The 16,513-nt window shown below is 65.0% G+C and carries 11 protein-coding genes; 3 read left to right on the forward strand and 8 right to left on the reverse strand.

Annotation, left to right across the window (positions count from 1 at the left end; genetic code table 11):
- Positions 1-3,551, reverse strand: a 3,551-nt coding sequence (locus YH64_RS29070; RefSeq protein ID WP_143215602.1) for an indolepyruvate ferredoxin oxidoreductase family protein, incomplete at its 3' end; no start/stop codon positions are given.
- 173 nt (positions 3,552-3,724) lie between these two features.
- Here YH64_RS29070 and mutY point away from each other — a divergent pair.
- A complete protein-coding gene (gene mutY / locus YH64_RS29075) occupies positions 3,725-4,804 on the forward strand; it encodes an A/G-specific adenine glycosylase (protein WP_046807821.1) in 1,080 nt (359 codons plus the stop codon).
- Between the two features lie 30 nt (positions 4,805-4,834).
- On the opposite strand, the gene YH64_RS29080 is transcribed toward mutY, so the two are convergent.
- Positions 4,835-5,665 (reverse strand): helix-turn-helix transcriptional regulator, encoded by an 831-nt coding sequence (locus YH64_RS29080; protein WP_046807820.1) that lies wholly within the window; start codon positions 5,663-5,665, stop codon positions 4,835-4,837.
- A gap of 93 nt (positions 5,666-5,758) precedes the next feature.
- Between YH64_RS29080 and YH64_RS29085 the strand changes: the two genes are divergently transcribed.
- On the forward strand, positions 5,759-6,529 hold the full coding sequence (locus YH64_RS29085) for a class I SAM-dependent methyltransferase (protein WP_046807819.1): 771 nt from the start codon (positions 5,759-5,761) through the stop codon (positions 6,527-6,529).
- An 82-nt stretch (positions 6,530-6,611) separates the two neighbouring features.
- Here the strand turns inward: YH64_RS29085 and YH64_RS29090 are convergent, their stop codons facing one another.
- The 4 genes from YH64_RS29090 to YH64_RS29105 are packed head-to-tail and all read right to left on the reverse strand — an operon-like array spanning position 6,612 to position 11,284.
- Positions 6,612-8,231, reverse strand: a complete 1,620-nt coding sequence (locus YH64_RS29090) for a mannitol dehydrogenase family protein (RefSeq protein ID WP_046807818.1) — start codon at positions 8,229-8,231, stop codon at positions 6,612-6,614.
- Positions 8,219-9,430, reverse strand: coding sequence for a D-mannonate dehydratase ManD (manD, locus tag YH64_RS29095; protein ID WP_046807817.1), 1,212 nt, complete (start codon positions 9,428-9,430; stop codon positions 8,219-8,221). The genes YH64_RS29090 and manD overlap by 13 nt, the downstream gene beginning before the upstream one ends.
- A 58-nt stretch (positions 9,431-9,488) precedes the next feature.
- The gene (locus YH64_RS29100; RefSeq protein ID WP_046807816.1) at positions 9,489-10,526 is read right to left on the reverse strand and encodes an L-idonate 5-dehydrogenase; all 1,038 of its coding nucleotides are present in this window, start codon (positions 10,524-10,526) and stop codon (positions 9,489-9,491) included.
- 29 nt (positions 10,527-10,555) lie between these two features.
- The gene (locus tag YH64_RS29105) at positions 10,556-11,284 is read right to left on the reverse strand and encodes a FadR/GntR family transcriptional regulator (protein WP_046807815.1); all 729 of its coding nucleotides are present in this window, start codon (positions 11,282-11,284) and stop codon (positions 10,556-10,558) included.
- Positions 11,285-11,498: 214 nt separating this feature from the next.
- Here YH64_RS29105 and iaaH point away from each other — a divergent pair, with 214 nt between their 5' ends.
- Positions 11,499-12,977 (forward strand): indoleacetamide hydrolase, encoded by a 1,479-nt coding sequence (gene iaaH / locus YH64_RS29110; RefSeq protein ID WP_082134695.1) that lies wholly within the window; start codon positions 11,499-11,501, stop codon positions 12,975-12,977.
- 121 nt (positions 12,978-13,098) lie between these two features.
- Here iaaH and YH64_RS29115 read toward each other — a convergent pair whose 3' ends face one another.
- Positions 13,099-15,408 carry a tryptophan 2-monooxygenase oxidoreductase gene (locus tag YH64_RS29115; RefSeq protein WP_143215604.1) on the reverse strand — a complete coding sequence of 770 codons (2,310 nt, stop codon included), beginning with the start codon at positions 15,406-15,408 and terminating at the stop codon, positions 13,099-13,101.
- A gap of 125 nt (positions 15,409-15,533) precedes the next feature.
- The gene (gene cynS, locus YH64_RS29120; RefSeq protein WP_052946150.1) at positions 15,534-15,986 is read right to left on the reverse strand and encodes a cyanase; all 453 of its coding nucleotides are present in this window, start codon (positions 15,984-15,986) and stop codon (positions 15,534-15,536) included.
- Positions 15,987-16,513: the final 527 nt, after the last annotated feature.

Consider the following 16,513-nt stretch of genomic DNA (forward strand, 5'->3'; position numbering starts at 1 on the left):
CGCACCAAAGCCGCCCGCGCCACCGCCTCCTCCTTCACATGTCCATACCCCCGAATCTCCTCCGGCACCCGCGCTAACGCCACCGCCCTTTCCAGATTCCCCCGATTCAACTTCACCAAAATCGCCGACAACGTCTCCCGATACTCCCGTATCAGCTCGCGCTCTGCCCGCCTCTCCGCCGTATACCCGAACACATCCAACCGCGTCCCCCGCAACCGTCGCATCTTCGCCAGCACCCCGAACACCTTCAACATCCCCGGCCCATAAGCACGCTTGACCAAATGCCCCGCCTTGTCGCGCCGCGAGAACAGCGGCGGCGCCAGATGGAAGTGCAGCTTCCAGTCCCCTTCGAACTGTTCCCCGATCTTCTTCACGAACTCCCCATCCGAATACAGCCGCGCCACCTCGTATTCGTCCTTGTAGGCCATCAGCTTGAAATAGTTGCGCGCCACGGCAACCGCCAACCGATGCGTGCCCGTGGCTTCCTGTTCCGCGCGCGCCACCTTGTCGACAAGGTCCGCGTACTGCTTGGCATACGCCGCGTCCTGGTATTGCGTCAGAAACGCCTTGCGCACCGCCACCACCTGCGCCAATTCCCCTGTTGGCTTTTTCAAGTCCGTCACCGGCGCCGCGCTGCGCGGCCGCTTGAGCTCGATGATGTCTTGCGGCCCCGCCAACGGCACCCCGCCGTTCGCCATCAACCGCATCACGTCCGCCGGGTCGTGCGCCGCGCGGCGCCCCCACGCAAACGCCGCCTGATTGTTCGCCACCTGCTGACCGTTCAATTCAATTGCCCGCAGCAACGCCTCGCGTGACAACGGCAGCCAGCCCTTTTGATACGCATATCCCATCATCAACGGATTGGAGTAGATCGCGTCGCCCAACAACACCACCGCCATCGCCGCCGCATCCACCGCGTACAAATTGTCCTTGCCGCACGCGGCTTGCAGATCCGCCGTCAGGTCCGCGCCCGGCAGCGTCCAGTCGGGGTTCGACACAAACGCCGCCGTGGGCGCGGTGTCGCTGTTCAACAGCACCTTCGTGCGTCCCGGGCACACTCGCGCCATGCTGTCCGCGCTGGTTGCCACGACCAAGTCGCCCGCCAGCACCAGATCGGCCTCGCCCATCGCCACGCGCGTATTCAACAGATGCTCCGGCGATTGCCCCAGCACCACATGCGAATACACCGCGCCGCCCTTCTGCGCCAGGCCCGCCATGTCCAGCACCGAACAGCCCTTGCCCTCAAGATGCGCCGCCATGCCCAACAACTGCCCGATCGTCACCACACCCGTGCCGCCAACCCCCGCGATAAACACGCCGTAAGCGTGATCCGGCACCGGCACGCGCGGCTCCGGCACGCCCTCGTCGACGACACCTTCCTGCGACAACGCCTGCGGCTTCTTCAGCTTGCCGCCTTCCACCGTCACGAAGCTGGGGCAAAAGCCCTTCAAACAGGAAAAGTCCTTATTGCAGCTGGATTGATTGATCTTGCGCTTGCGCCCAAACTCCGTTTCCAGCGGCTCCACCGACAGGCAATGCGACGCCGTTGAACAGTCTCCGCAGCCTTCGCACACGCGCTCGTTGATGACCACGCGCCGCGCCGGGTCCGCATACGCCCCGCGCTTGCGGCGACGCCGCTTTTCCGTTGCACAGGTCTGGTCGTAGATCAGCACGGATACGCCCGGATGCTCGCGCAAATCGCGCATCACCGCGTCCAGCTCATCACGATGCAGCACCGGAACATCCGGCGCCAAACCCGGCGCGTCCTTGTACTTGTCCGGCTCGTCCGTCACCACCACGATTTTCTCGATTCCCTCGGCCGCCATCTGCCGCGAGATCATCGGCACGCTGATGGGTCCGTCCACCGGCTGCTTGCCCGTCATCGCCACCGCGTCGTTGAACAGAATCTTGTAGGTGATGGGCACCTTTGCCGCCACCGCCGCGCGGATCGCCAACAGCCCCGAATGGAAATACGTGCCGTCGCCCAGGTTCGCGAACACGTGTTTTTCTTCCGTGAACGGCGCCTGCCCTATCCAGGGCACCCCCTCGCCGCCCATCTGCGTGTACACCTCGGTATTGCGGTCCATCCACCGCACCATGTAGTGGCAGCCAATGCCCGCCATCCCGCGCGAACCTTCCGGCAAACGCGTCGACGTATTGTGCGGACAGCCCGAACAGAACCACGGCTTGCGCTCCTGCACCACGCGCGGCCGTGCCAGCGCCTGTTCGCGATCCTGAATAAATTGCAGCCGCGCCTCGATACCCGCGCGCACATCGTCCGGCAACGCAAAGCGCAGCAGCCGCGCCGCAATCGCGCGCGTCACCATCGCGGGCGAAAACTCGTAATGCGCCGGCAGCAGCCAGTTGCCCTGCGGCACCGACCATTCACCGCCATCCTTGTCGTCGAATTTACCCACTACCCGGGGAATCTTCTTGCCGCTGCCGATCCAGCTGAACAACTCTTCCTTCAGCTGGTATTCCAGCACCTGGCGCTTTTCCTCGACCACCAGAATCTCGTCCAGCCCGTCGGCAAACTGCTGCATGCCGGCGGACTCCAGCGGCCACACCATGCCCACCTTGTACAAGCGCAGGCCGATGCGTTGGCACACGGCCTCGGTCAAGCCCAAGTCCGACAGCGCCTGGCGCGTGTCCAGATACGCCTTGCCCGACGTCATGATGCCAAAGCGCGCATCGCGTTGCGGCACCTGCCACAGCTCGCGATTCAGCTTGTTGGCGCGCGCGTACGCCAGCGCCGCGTACAGCTTGTAGTCCAACAGCCGCGCCTCTTGTTGCAGCGGCGTGTCGGGCACCCGGATGTTCAAGCCGTCGGGCGGCAAGATGAAATCTTCCGGCAACTGGATTTGCACGCGATGCGGGTCCACGTCCACCGACGCCGACACTTCAACGATGTCGGTAATGCACTTCATGCCTACCCACACACCCGCATAGCGGCTCATCGCCCACCCGTGCAGCCCGTAATCCAGCACCTCTTGAACGCTGGACGGAAACAGCGCCGGAATCATGCAGGCCTTCAGGATGTGATCGCTTTGGTGCGGCAAGGTCGAAGACTTGGCCGGATGGTCGTCGCCCGCCACCACCAGCACGCCACCGTGGCGCGACGTGCCCGCGGCGTTGGCATGCTTGAAGACGTCGCCGCAGCGGTCCACGCCCGGCCCCTTGCCGTACCACATGCCGAAGACGCCGTCGTACTTGGCGCCCGGAAACAGGTTCACCTGTTGCGAGCCCCAGACCGCCGTGGCGGCCAGGTCTTCATTGACGCCCGGCTGAAATTCAATGTGGTGCGCCTTCAAGTGCCTGGCCGCCTTCCACATGTTCTGGTCCACCCCACCCAGCGGAGAACCCCGGTAGCCGGACACGAAGCCCGCGGTGTTCAACCCCGCCCGCGCATCGCGCACGCGCTGCATCATGGGCAGGCGTACCAGGGCGTGGATGCCGCTCATCCAGGCGCGGCCGGATTCCAGGGTGTACTTGTCGTCAAGTTGGACGGATTCAAGCGCCGTGCGTACGGCGGCTGGCAGGGGGGCATTCATGTGTACTCCAAAATCCTGGAGGCCCCCTCCAGCTTCGCGAGCCGCCTCGCTTGACGGTCACGCGGGCCAACAAGGGCCGTGAAAGTGAAGTCGTGGCGCGTTAGCGCTGTAGTGCCGATAGTTGTAACCGGTCGCCCCCACCCCGGCAATAGGGCGATGCGATAATTGCCGCCATGGACTTCGCCCCGAGAATCGTCGCCTGGCAACGCCAGCACGGCCGCCACGATCTGCCCTGGCAAAACACGCGTGACCCCTATCGGATCTGGCTATCCGAGATCATGTTGCAGCAGACGCAAGTGGCCACCGTCATCCCGTACTACGAACGTTTCCTTCAGCGTTTTCCGGACGCGGCCGCGCTGGCCGCCGCCAGCCAGGAAGACGTGATGCCGTATTGGGCCGGGCTGGGCTACTACGCCCGCGCGCGCAACCTGCATCGCTGCGCGGTGCAGATCGCTGAACTGTGGAACGGACGCTTTCCGCCTTCGGCCGAAGCCATCGCCACGCTGCCCGGTATCGGCCGGTCCACCGCCGCCGCCATCGCCGCGTTCGCCTACGGCGAGCGCTCGCCCATCCTGGACGGCAACGTCAAGCGCGTCTTCACGCGCCACTTCGGCATTGCCGGCGACCCCGCCAAGCGCGAGGTCGAAACCCGCTTGTGGGCATTGGCCGACGCGCAGGTCGAAGCGGCCCCCGGGCTGGACATGGCCGCCTACACGCAAGGCTTGATGGACCTGGGCGCCACGCTGTGCACGCGCGGCAAGCCCGCCTGTGAACGCTGCCCCATGGCGGACACCTGCGTCGCCCGCCGCGAAGGCCGCCAGGCCGAACTGCCCACACCCAAGGTCCGCAAGGCGATTCCTGAACGCGAGACCGGCATGTTGGTGTTGCAGCACCAGGGCGCTTTCCTGTTGCAGCAGCGGCCTGAACCGGGCATCTGGGGCGGCCTGTGGAGCCTGCCTGAATTCGACGTGGCCGGCGACCCCGACGCCGCCTCGCGGGCGCTGGGACTGGAACCGGAACAGCGCTTCGAACTGGCCGCTTTCGCCCACACGTTCACGCACTATCGCCTGCACATCCGTCCGTGGCTGGTGCCCGTGCGCGCCGCCCGCTTGCGCGAATCGCCCGTGCCGGAACGCTGGGTGCCCGCCGACAAGCTGGCATCCATGGCGCTGCCCGCGCCGGTCAAGAAACTATTGCAGGGGCTGGTCGACGCGGGCATGCAGGACAGCCTGTTCTGCACGGCCAAGCGCTGAAAAAAAGGCAGCTCGCGGCCGCCCCGCGAACTATCTGTCTTCAGGCGCCGAGCCGCTCAACAGCATCACCAGTTTCAGGTCGGGGTGCGTGGCCAGTCGGAACGTGATCTGCTGAAACGCCAGCTTGCCGTCGCGGGGATGCTGGAATTCACGCAGGCCGCCTTCGCGTTCCACCACCGCATGGCGCGTCCACCAATGGGCGAACACCGGGCTTTGGCGATTCAGCGTGTCCAGCAGGCCAAGCACGGCTGGCTCATCCAGATGCGCGCCCGCGTCGGCGCGAAATTCCGCCACCACGCGGCGCGCGCGCTGATCCCAATCCACCACCAGGTCACGGGCGGCCGGGTCCAGGAAGATGTAGCGCAATAGATTCGGTTCGGCATCGCGCTTGGGCCAGTTGTCGAACAGGTCGCGCAGCGGCTCGTTCCACGCCAGCACATTCCACGCGCGGTCCAGCACATAGGCCGGCGCGTTGATGGCGTCCACGCATTCCTGCAAGGGGCCGGGCGCGGCGCCTGCGTCATCGCGCGCGTGTTGGGGGTCGGCGCAGTCGGCAAGGTCGAACAGGTAGGCGCGTTCGGCGCGCGCCAGTTGCAGCACGCCCGCGATGCGCGACCACACGGACGGCGACACCGAGACTTCCCGGCCTTGCTCGATCCACGTGTACCAGGTGACGCTGATCCCGCAAAGTTGCGCCACTTCTTCGCGTCGCAGGCCCGGCGTGCGGCGCCGCATGCCTTCGGGTAGACCCGCCATCTGAGGCGTAATGCGCGACCGCGCGCTACGCACGAATTCGCCTAGCGCCTGGCGGCGCAGGGGCGATCCGTCTTGGTTGGCCGCGCTTTGGGGGGAAGTAGTCATACCAGGATAAGCAATGGACTTGTACGTGTATAAAGGCCGGCCTATCTTAGCGCCTGCACCTTACACCCCGCACAACGCCAACCAAGGAATTTCATGACCGCCAGCACCCACGACGCCGCCGTCGACCGCCAGTTCAGCCCCCGCGCCACGGCGTACCTGACCAGCGCCGTCCACGCCCAGGGCGAAGACCTGCTGCAAATGGCCGGCATCGCGCGCGAACACCCGCAGGCGCGCGTGCTGGACCTGGGCTGTGGCGGCGGCCACGTGACGTTTCACGTGGCGCCCGAAGTCCAGGCCGTCACCGCCTACGACCTGTCCCAGCAGATGCTGGACGTGGTGGCCGGTGAAGCCGCCAAGCGCGGGCTGGCCAACGTGGCCACGCGCCAGGGCAAGGCCGAATACCTGCCCTTTGCCGATGGCGAATTCGACGTGGTGATGTCGCGCTATTCCACCCACCACTGGCAGGACGCCGGCCGTGGTCTGCGCGAAGCGTTCCGCGTGCTCAAGCCCGGCGGCATCGCCGTGTTTGCCGACGTGGTCTCGCCCGGCGAGCCGCTGCTGGACACCTGGCTGCAAACGATTGAAGTGTTGCGCGACACGTCCCACGTGCGCGACTATTCCGTGGCCGAATGGACGCGGATGCTGACCGAGGCAGGCTTCACCTTGCAGGGCCTGTCGCCGCGCCGCCTGCCGCTGGAATTCCAGACCTGGGTGACGCGCATGCGCACGCCGGACACGTTGGTTGCGGCGTTGCGCCATATGTTCAGCATTGCGCCCGATGTGGTGCGCGCGCATTTCGGTGTGCAGGACGACGGCTCGTTCACCAGCGACACGGCGACGATCGTGGTGAAAAAGCCGGGGTGATGAACGCGGCCTACGGAAACAGGCCATACATAAACAGGCCATACGGAAACAGGCCTACGTAAGCAGGCCTACGTAAGCATGCCTACGTAAGCAGGCCCTGCGCGCTCAGCGCCCCCGCCACGCCCCGCGTGCGCAGCGCATGCGCGGCTTGCGACACGGCCCGCACAAAGCGCGGGTCGTCGCCCAGGTCGCCAAACACCGCCGTCACGCCGATCAGCGTTTCGGTCCAGGCTTGCATGGCGGCCGGCCCGGCGCTGCGGGCATCAACGGCACGCTCCGCCTCGGCAAGCCGTTGCGCCAACTCGGCCGCCATCGGGTCCTGGATGTCGTAACGCCGCCCCGCCTCATCAACGCCGCGCAAAAAATGCAGCCACGCGGCCACCGCCAGCGCCAGCTTGTCGATCGGCAAATCCGCCGCCAAGCGGGCACCCACGGTGTCCAGCAGGCGCTGCGGCAGCTTCTGCGAACCGTCCATCGCAATCTGCCGAGTCTGGTGTTTTAACGCCGGGTTCTCGAAGCGCTGCAACAGCCGTTGCTGATAATGCGCCAGGTCCAGGCCCGGCAAGGTGGCCAGCGTCGGCACGATTTCGTCCTGCATCAACGCGGCCAGATAAGCCTTCAGCGCCGGCTGGGCCATCGCTTCGTCCACCGTCGCCCAGCCCGCCATCACCGACAGATAGGCCAGCGCCGAATGCAGGCCGTTGACGGTGCGCAGCTTCAAGGTTTCAAACGGCGCGGCATCCGACACGAAACGCGCGCCGCCCGCCGCCCAGTCCGGCCGGCCGGCGGCAAACTGGTCTTCGACCACCCATTCCAGATAGGGCTCGCCCACTACCGGCCACGCATCGTGCAGGCCTAGCGCGCGTGCCACGGCGCGGCGATCCTCGTCGGTTGTACGAGGCACGATGCGGTCCACCATGGAACACGGGAACGCGCACGAGGCATCGATCCATGCCGCCAGGGCCGGGTCAAGCTGCCGCGCAAACGCCAGCACCATGCCGCGCAGCAGATGCCCGTTGCCGGGCAGGTTGTCCAGCGACATCAAGGTGATTGCGCCGCGCCCCGCCGCGCGCCGTTGCTGCAAGCCCCACACCAGATAACCGATGGTGCTGCGCGGCGCCAGCGGATGGGCAAGGTCGTGCACGATGTCGGGGTGTTGCAGGTTCAACCGGCCAGTGGCCGGATCGTGGCAATAGCCCTTCTCGGTCACGGTCACGCTGACGATGCGCGTGTCCGCATGGGCGATGCGCGTCAGGACGGCGTTGGGATCTTCGGGCGCAACCAGGGTTTCGATCAGGCAGCCGATCACCGCAATCTGCTGTTGCAGGCCGCCGTTCCCGCGCATGCCCGTACCGCCGCACCCGCCCTCGCCCTCGCCGCCGCCCTGGCGCGCGCTGCGTAGCGCCAACGCGTACAACCCGGCTTGCGGCGCCAGCGCATCGCGCGTGTCCGTCTGCCGCAACGACACACCGCAGATGCCCCAGCCCAAGCCCCGGTCCACGTCCACGTCCACGCCCGCGCCCGCATGCAGCGCGGCCTCGTTGACCGCCGCCAGATGTGCGCGCGCGAATGCCCCCAAGCCCAGATGCACGATGCCCACGCGCAAAGCGGCCCGGTCATACGTGGGCCGCGTCACCGCATCGGGCAATGAGGCCAATCGCTCAGGCGCAAGCCGCGCGGCGTCGGCCGCTACCAATTCCACAGCGTGCCGTCCTGCTGCAAGCGGTTGACCGGCAGGTAAGCACGTTTATAGGGGTACTTGGCCGCCAGCGCTTCATCGATGTCCACGCCATGGCCCGGCACGTCGCCGGGGTACAGCATGCCCTGGTTGAACGTATAGGCGTGCGGAAAGACGGCGTCGGTTTCCTCGGTGTGGCGCATGTATTCCTGGATGCCGAAGTTGGGCACCCACAGGTCAAAATGCAACGCCGCGCCCATGCACACCGGCGACAGGTCGGTAGCGCCGTGGCAGCCGGTGCGCACCTGGTACAGCGAGGCCAGGTCCGCGATACGGCGCAGATGCGTGATGCCGCCCGCGTGCACCACGGTGGTCCGGATGTAGTCGATCAGCTGGTTCTGCACCAGGTCCTTGCAATCCCAGATGGAATTGAAGATCTCGCCCACGGCCAGCGGCGTGGTCGTGTGCTGCCGGATCAGGCGAAAGGCGTCCTGGTTTTCGGCCGGGGTCGCGTCTTCCATCCAGAACAGGTTGTAGGGTTCCAGCGACTTGCCCAGCCGCCCGGCTTCGATCGGCGTCAGGCGGTGATGCACATCGTGCAGCAGGTGATGATCAAAGCCCAGCTTGTCGCGGATGCGTTCGAACAGTTGCGGCGTGTGACGCAGGTATTTTTCGGTGGACCAGTCATGTTCGCTGGGCAGGTCGGCGTCGGCGGGCTCGTAGAACAGGTTGCCGCGCCCCACGCCATAGACCTTGTCCAGCCCCGGCACCCCGCTTTGCGCACGGATGGCGTGGTAGCCCATGTCGGCATAGCGCAGCACTTCGTCCAGCGTGTGCTCGATGTCCGAGCCGTTGGCGTGCCCGTAGACCATCACGCCGCTGCGGCTCTTGCCGCCCAGCAGCTGGTACAGCGGCATGCCGGCCGCCTTGGCCTTCAAGTCCCATAGCGCGGTGTCCACGGCGGCGATCGCGGTCATGGTGACCGGGCCGCGCCGCCAGTACGCACCTTTGTACAAGTACTGCCAGATGTCCTCGATCTGATGCGCGTCGCGCCCGATCAGGCAGGGGATCACGTGTTCGGTCAGATACGCCGACACCGCCAGTTCGCGCCCGTTCAAGGTGGCGTCGCCGATGCCCGTCAGCCCCTGGTCGGTCTCTATCTTCAGGGTCACGAAGTTGCGGCCCGGCGAACAAACGATCACGCGTGCATTCGTAATTTTCATTGTGGTTTTCCGAGTAGACAGCGGGGGGCAGGAATAGGGTTGGCCGGAGCAGGCCGCGTCAGAACGTCACCATTACCTTCATCGCCAAATGCCGATCGGCCGCCAGCGCGAAGGCGTCATGCACGTTGCGCACCGGCACCGCCGCCGTCAGCAGCGGCGACACGTCCAGTACGCCACGGCTCAGGTAATCCACCGCCCAGGCGTACTCGTCGACGAAGCGAAAGCTGCCGATCACCGACAGGCTTTTCACCATGATCTGATTGAATGGGCATTGGTCGCTGCTGCCGTTCAAGGTTCCTACCGTGACGATGACGCCGCGCGGGCGCGTGACGCGGATGCAGTTGGCCAACCCCGCGTAATTGCCGGACGCTTCGAAGCACACGTCGACCGTGCCCTTGCCCGCGGCAAGCGCGTCGATGGCGCCGGGGTCGGTAGCGGCATTGATGGTGCGCGTGGCGCCCACGCGGGCGCAGGTGGCCAGTGTTTCATCCACGATGTCCACCACCGTCACGCGGCTGGCGCCGGCCAGCCGCGCCGCCATCAGGATCAAGGCGCCGATGGGGCCGGCCCCCACCACCATCACCGACTTGCCCAGCAGACTGCCAGCGCTGCGCACCGCGTGCAGCGCCACGGCCAGGGGTTCGCCAAAGGCCGCCAGTTCGAACGACAAGCTATCCGGCACGGGCAGGCATTGCGCGTCCTGCACCACAACCTGTTCGCGCATGGCGCCCTGCATGTGCGGATAGCGGCTGGCGCTACCAAAAAAATGCACCGCTTCGCAGTGGTTGGAATCGCCTTGACGGCAATAGCGGCACACGCCGCAGGTGCGGGCCGGGTCCAGCGCCACGCGGTCGCCCGGCTTCACGGCGGTAACGGCGGCGCCGACTTCAAGCACCTGGCCAGAGGCCTCGTGGCCGGGCGTCAGCGGTTCGCGGATGACAAAGTCGCCCACCCTGCCATGACGGTAGTAATGCAGGTCCGACCCGCAGATGCCCACCGCCTTGATGGCCACGCGCACCTGCGTCGCGCCCAACGCTTCAGGCGCCTGTACGTCCAGACGCAGATCCTGTGCACCATGAATTGCGCAATTCAACATGCTGGTGTGCCCCTATGTGACGGGATGCGCTATCGCCACCCCTGGGCGAATTCGCCGATGACGCGTTCCAGGTGCGCACGCATCGCCAGCCTGGCCGCCTGCGCATCGCGCGCAACCAGCGCGCTGAAAATTCGCTGATGGTCTTGCTGCGATGCCTGACGCAAATCCTGCGAATGGAAATGCTGTTCTATCTTTTCCCAGATCGGGCCTTGGGCCTGGTCCCACATTGACGTTACCGTCGCCAGCAACACGCTATTGCCGGTGGACTGCGCGATGAGAAGGTGAAAGCGCCGGTCGGCCTCTTGGTTGGCCGCCTTGTCCGTCATCTGCTCGCGCATGGTGGTCAGCGCCTCGAAGATGCGGTCCAGGTCGGCATCGCTGCGCGTCGTGGCGGCCAGCGCCGCCACCTCGGACTCGATCAGGCAGCGCGCCCGCAGCAGTTCAAACGGCCCGGCCCCCGCTTCCTGCGCGGGCGGCAGGCGGGCCACGCCGGGCTTGGGTTCGCAGACATAAATACCCGACCCGCCCCGCACTTCCACCACCCCTTGCAATTCCAGCGCGATGATGGCTTCGCGCAGCGCGGTGCGGCTGACATCAAAGCGTTCAGCCAGCGCGCGTTCGGCCGGCAACCGCTTGCCGACGGCGAATTCGCCTTGGGCGACCAGGGCGTGGATCTGCGCGGCCAGCCGCACGTAGGCGCGGTCCGGCGCGGGCTTGCTGGCCGGCTCTTCGGGTTTGGGGATGAGTTGCAGCGTCATGGCATATTGAAGTGGTCTGACCAAATAATATTTGGTTCACCAATCCTAGGCATCATGGTTTACCAGTAGCCCGTCGGCAAACCGTCGGTAAACCGTCGGCGCACCCCCGGTGAACCAAGTCCTGGGTGGCCAGGCGTAGCGGCCGCGCTCGACACGCCCGCCCGCTAACGGTATAGATGGCGGTTCCATCAACCGTGCCTAAGGGAACCGCGCCATGTCCGATTCATCCAAGCAGCCCACGTCCGCGCCGCCCTTGCCCCCTGCTCACGGCGACGACGTGCTGGCCGCCCTGACCGTCGGCCAGGCCGCGGCCCTGATCCGTGAGGGCCGCTTGTCCAGCGAAGCGCTGACCCAGGCCAGCCTGACCCGTATCGACGCCCACGCCGCGCTGAACGCCTTCATTACCGTGGACCACCATGGCGCCCTGGCCCAGGCCCGCGCCTACGACGCGCAACCGCACGGCGGCCCGTTGGGCGGCGTGCCCATCGCCATCAAAGACAACATCCACGTTGCCGGCCTGCCCAACACGGCCGGCACGCCCGCGCTGAAATCGTTCCGCCCGGCCGAGGACGCGCCGGTGGTGCAGCGGCTGCGCGCGGCGGGCGCGGTCATCGTTGGCAAGACCAACATGCATGAACTGGCGTTTGGCGTGTCGGGCTACAACACCGCGTTTCCCGGCCCGTTGGGCGACGGCACGCGCAACGCCTATGACAGCAGCCGCATCGCAGGCGGTTCGTCGTCGGGCAGCGGCGCCGCCGTGGGCGCGCGCCTGACGCCGGCCGCCATGGGCACCGACACCGGCGCATCGGTGCGGCTGCCGGCGTCGGTGAACGGCGCCGTGGGGTTCCGGCCGTCCGTCGGGCGCTATGACGGCGCGGGCATCACGCCCATTTCGCACACCCGCGATACCCCGGGCCCCATTGCCAACAGCATGGACGACATCGTGCTGCTGGATGCCGTGCTGGCCGACGACAACGCACCGCTTGCACCCCTTGCCGCTGAAAACGTGCGCCTGGGCCTGGCCAGCTATTTCTGGAACGACCTGGAACCCCAGGTGCGCGAGGTCACCCACGCCGCGCTGCAAAAGCTGCGCGACGCGGGCGTGCAGTTGGTGCAGATCGACATGCCCGAGCTGCCTGCCGCCAACGCCGCGGTCGGCATGCCGCTATGCCTGTATGAACAAAAGCCGGACCTGACCGACTACCTGCAACGCTACGACACGGGCGTGAGCTTTGACGAGGTGGTGGCGCGGATATCCAGCCCCGACGTCAAAGGCATTTTTGAAGGCTTGATCGTGCCCGGCGTATTGCCCACGCCGGATGGTCAGGTACTGGCGCTGCAACCCTTGTACGAGCGCGTGATCTCGCACCAGCGCGATGAACTCATCGACGTCTATCGCCGCGCGTTCAAGGAACACCGGCTGGACGGCCTGCTGTTTCCCACGCTGCCGATCCTGCCGCTGCCCGCTACGCCGCAGGCCAGCAGCTTCGAAGCGTTCAGCCGACTGGCCCGCAACGTGGACCCGGGCAGCAACGCCGGGCTGCCGGGCTTGAGCATCCCGGCCGGGTTGTCGAAAGAAGGCTTGCCCGTGGGCTTGGAGGTAGACGCGCTGCCGAACGCAGACCGCGCGGTGCTGGCGATTGGGCTGACCCTTGAACGCATCCTGGGCCGCATCGCCCCGCCGTCGGCCTGACGATAGACGACACGCGTGACAAACAAACGGGTCGAGGCATCGTGCTTGCGCCGGATCGCCTCGACCTGGTCTTACCTGCTGCGGCGCCCACCACGGCGCGCATGATTGCGCCCGTTATGTGTCACGCATCGAAAGGCTCGAAGCGACCGCTCAGTTCGATCGCCACGCGATCGCCGTCCGCGTGGGGAATCCGGTCGACGCTTATCCGAAAGTCCGTCGTCGACATCACGCCATCGCCCAACCGTTCGGACAGCAGCGTCTTCATCGTCGGGCCGTACATGGCAAAGATTTCTCTGAAAGCGCGCATCAACGGGTCGTTGGGACTGAGCCGGACAAGGGCCGACGTTCCCGCAGGCGGCGTTGGCGGCGCGGTGTAGACCACCGACTCCAGCGTGGTGAAGACCTTGGCGGCTTCACTGTTCAGGCTGGCGGCATTGCCCCCGTTAGCCGCCAACACCAGACCCGCCACCGCGTTGACCGAACTCATGAACGCGCCTTCCAGCCAGCCGCCCAGGTGGCTGAAACTGTCAGACGCAATGAAGAAGCGGCTGTCCAGCTCGGGATGCTGGGCGTGCGTGTGATAGCGAAAGCAGAAATTGCTTTGGTAGTGGTCACCGCTCAGGTCAAGCTTGAAGCCGCCGGCCGAACCATTGGTCGTCCAGTCGAACACAAAGCGGTTCTGCACCTGGATCTTTTTCAGGATATCGACAAACCACCAGCGCTTGTAGACGTCTTCGCCGGGAAACTTGATGTCCTTGTCGGCGCGATTGATCATGCGCGTAAACATGCCGTTGGCGTCGTTTTCGCCCGCGCTTGCCGGCGGGTTTTGCGGATACGCACCGAAGTCGCGTTGCAGGCGGGTGGAGTCGTCGTCCCAGGTGTAGCTTGCCAGCACGCTGGAATAATCCGCGCTGATCGAGCTTGGCACGATGTAGCTCGTGGCCAGGCCGCTATCGGACACGACGGCCTTGATGGGTTCCGAAACGCCGTCCGGTAGTGTCAGCATCGGCAGGTTAGCCAGATCGGCATTGCTGATCGTGCCGAAGATCTTCGAGGACCGCACCATGCGCAACATGCTGATCGCGGTGACGGCGCGGGCGTTCGGAATGTCGCTGGTGGTGCTGAGCAACAAGGGCGGCAACACGTCGGTAAACGCGCGTCCTTCCAGCCCCATTGTCTGATCGCCGAACGTGACGCTGGCACTGGGCTGCGTGGCATAGCCGGCCCGGGTCACCAGGCCGATCAGTTGTTCGTGCGGAAGCGCCAGAATCACGTAATCGAATGACTGGTCCAGCAGCTTGTCGCCGCCGGGCGCATAGTGCGCGACCACGGCGGTGTTCGCCCCGGAAACCTTACGATGGAACACATCGGACACGCGACCTTGAATCGGGGTGACGCTGAATTTATTCGCCGGTGCACTGGCCAGCGTGGTCGTGTAAAGCTGGCGGATGAAGTCGACGTTCTCGACCACGGGCAAGGTGTATTCGTTGGAATAATCCCAAAGAACCAGCCGCATCATTTCGACGATGGAGATGCCGAACAGCGATTTGAATCCGCCCGTGCCGAATCCGAATCGGGCAAACAGTTCTACATAGTAGTTTTCAGTATCGTCGGGGCTCAGGCCCGGCAGTGCGGGCAAGGACGCGCCGTACTCCCGGATGATGGTGCGCACGGCGCCTTCCAGTGTGGTGCCATCGTTGTCCGCGATAAATCGTTTCCAGTCCCGGTCGATTTCCTGCAACAACGCATCGGAGCTGGTATCCGTGGTCAGGATCCGAATGACATCGAGCGGCGTGCGCGGGCCAATGGGCAGCAGCGCCGGCACGCCGTCGCCGACCAAGCGCGACGACACCAGGTCGCGGACCGCCCGCGTGGGCGAATCGGGGTCCTGCCACGCATTGCCCTTGTAGCGGTCGGCGCGGTGCCCGAATACGAATTCCGTAGCGATCTTGCCCGGGTTGGGAAACACCTGCACTTTCGCTGCCGCGCCGAACACGCGCTGCGCATACTGCCAGGTCAGGCCGGCGCTTTCCGGAAAGCGCATCGCGCCCACCTCGTACACCGTGCGGTCATCGGACTGCACGGCCAGGACACGGCCTGCCTTCTTACCCTTGACGGTCAAGCCTCGGGCCAGATCGAACAGAAAACTGTCCGGGTCCGATTCATACAGCGAGACGTTCACCGTCCCCGTCGTGTCGTTCACCATGCGCGACAGCTCGTTCAAGGCAGCGATGCCTGCCGCGCCCGCGCCCACGATTGCGACACGCAGATTCTTGCCAGCGGGCAAGGTGCCAAGCGGTTGCTGCACGATGGTGGGATAAACGATCCGCGCGGAATCGGGATGGCGGAAATACCGGCCGACTTTGGCCACGTCGGCGATGGTTTTTGCATCGGGCGCTTTGGCAAGATTGCGGATTACAGTGACGCTCATCTCGTCCTCCTTGGTGAGTGACGGAAGGGGCTTGCAGGGGTCTGATCGAGGGATGGCCTCGCGGGCCTGACCAGCTATGAAAGGCGGGGCCGCGACGCCTGTCACGGCCCCGCGCGGCACGGGATTCAGTTCATCGTGAACGGCATGAACTTGCCCGTCATCTGAAGCCGCACGCGGGGACCGCCCGCGTCTTCGGTTTTGTCCACCACCAGGTCAAAATCCGTAGTGGACATGACGCCATCGCCGAATTTTTCCGAGATCAGCTGCTTCAGGGTGGACCCATAGATCAGCAGAAACTCATAGAAGCGATAGACGGCGGGATCCGTGGGAATCAGGGCTTCCAGCGAGCCCCGGTCGGGCGACGTCTGAAGAATCAGCTTTTCCGTGTTGGTCAGGCCCAAGCTCAGCAGGTCGTCCAATTTGCCGACGTTGAGTTCGGACAACGGCATCTGGCCCAGGCATGCCGCGGTGGCCTTGGCAAGGGGCAGTCCGAGCGCATCTGCAATCGCCTGCCACTTGATATTCGTTTCCAGTTTCTTGATCAGGATCTTTTCGATAAGCGCAGCGCGCATCTTCATCTCGTTCTCCTAGCATTGAAAAGCACAGGAAATGACACGACGACCGATAACGGCACAGCATCCGATTACTACAGAGAAATTGAAAGTAAAGCCTTACGTACTCGGACAAGCCGGCGTTTTTTATTATTGATGTTGCAACTGTGATTCGACGCCAGCAGATACCACCATCGACCGCACATGAACGTAAAGCGTTGAATTTAAATAGACATTCAAGCTTGAAGGCGATGTTACTTGCGGCTTCTGCTTATTAACTGGAATACATATGTAGACATATATATTCTGATTCTTCCTATACCAGTCCTATACCACTCCGATACCAGTCCGATACCGGTCCGAAAGGGCTCAGATATCTTTTGGGCGTCTTCCCGCGTACCAAAGCACGGCGGGGCGGGCCCTCCCCCTGGTCGGCGCCCCCCCCACAACAAACGCAGGAAAAAAAGCGGCCCCCCGCCGCCCCCCGGGCGGGACCCCCCGCCGGGGCGCCGCGCCCGCCTCCCCGCGCCCAACCCGACGCCCCCCCCGCCGGC

Source organism: Achromobacter sp. LC458 (genome assembly GCF_001005835.2).
Taxonomy (GTDB): domain Bacteria; phylum Pseudomonadota; class Gammaproteobacteria; order Burkholderiales; family Burkholderiaceae_B; genus Achromobacter; species Achromobacter spanius_B.

Excerpts from the sequence above, each read along its gene's own strand:
- mutY (WP_046807821.1), top strand. The coding sequence starts at position 3,725 with ATGGACTTCGCCCCGAGAATCGTCGCCTGGCAACGCCAGCACGGCCGC.
- YH64_RS29080 (WP_046807820.1), bottom strand. The coding sequence starts at position 5,665 with ATGACTACTTCCCCCCAAAGCGCGGCCAACCAAGACGGATCGCCCCTG.
- YH64_RS29085 (WP_046807819.1), top strand. The coding sequence starts at position 5,759 with ATGACCGCCAGCACCCACGACGCCGCCGTCGACCGCCAGTTCAGCCCC.
- manD (WP_046807817.1), bottom strand. The coding sequence starts at position 9,430 with ATGAAAATTACGAATGCACGCGTGATCGTTTGTTCGCCGGGCCGCAAC.
- YH64_RS29100 (WP_046807816.1), bottom strand. The coding sequence starts at position 10,526 with ATGTTGAATTGCGCAATTCATGGTGCACAGGATCTGCGTCTGGACGTA.
- YH64_RS29105 (WP_046807815.1), bottom strand. The coding sequence starts at position 11,284 with ATGACGCTGCAACTCATCCCCAAACCCGAAGAGCCGGCCAGCAAGCCC.
- iaaH (WP_082134695.1), top strand. The coding sequence starts at position 11,499 with ATGTCCGATTCATCCAAGCAGCCCACGTCCGCGCCGCCCTTGCCCCCT.
- YH64_RS29115 (WP_143215604.1), bottom strand. The coding sequence starts at position 15,408 with ATGAGCGTCACTGTAATCCGCAATCTTGCCAAAGCGCCCGATGCAAAA.
- cynS (WP_052946150.1), bottom strand. The coding sequence starts at position 15,986 with ATGAAGATGCGCGCTGCGCTTATCGAAAAGATCCTGATCAAGAAACTG.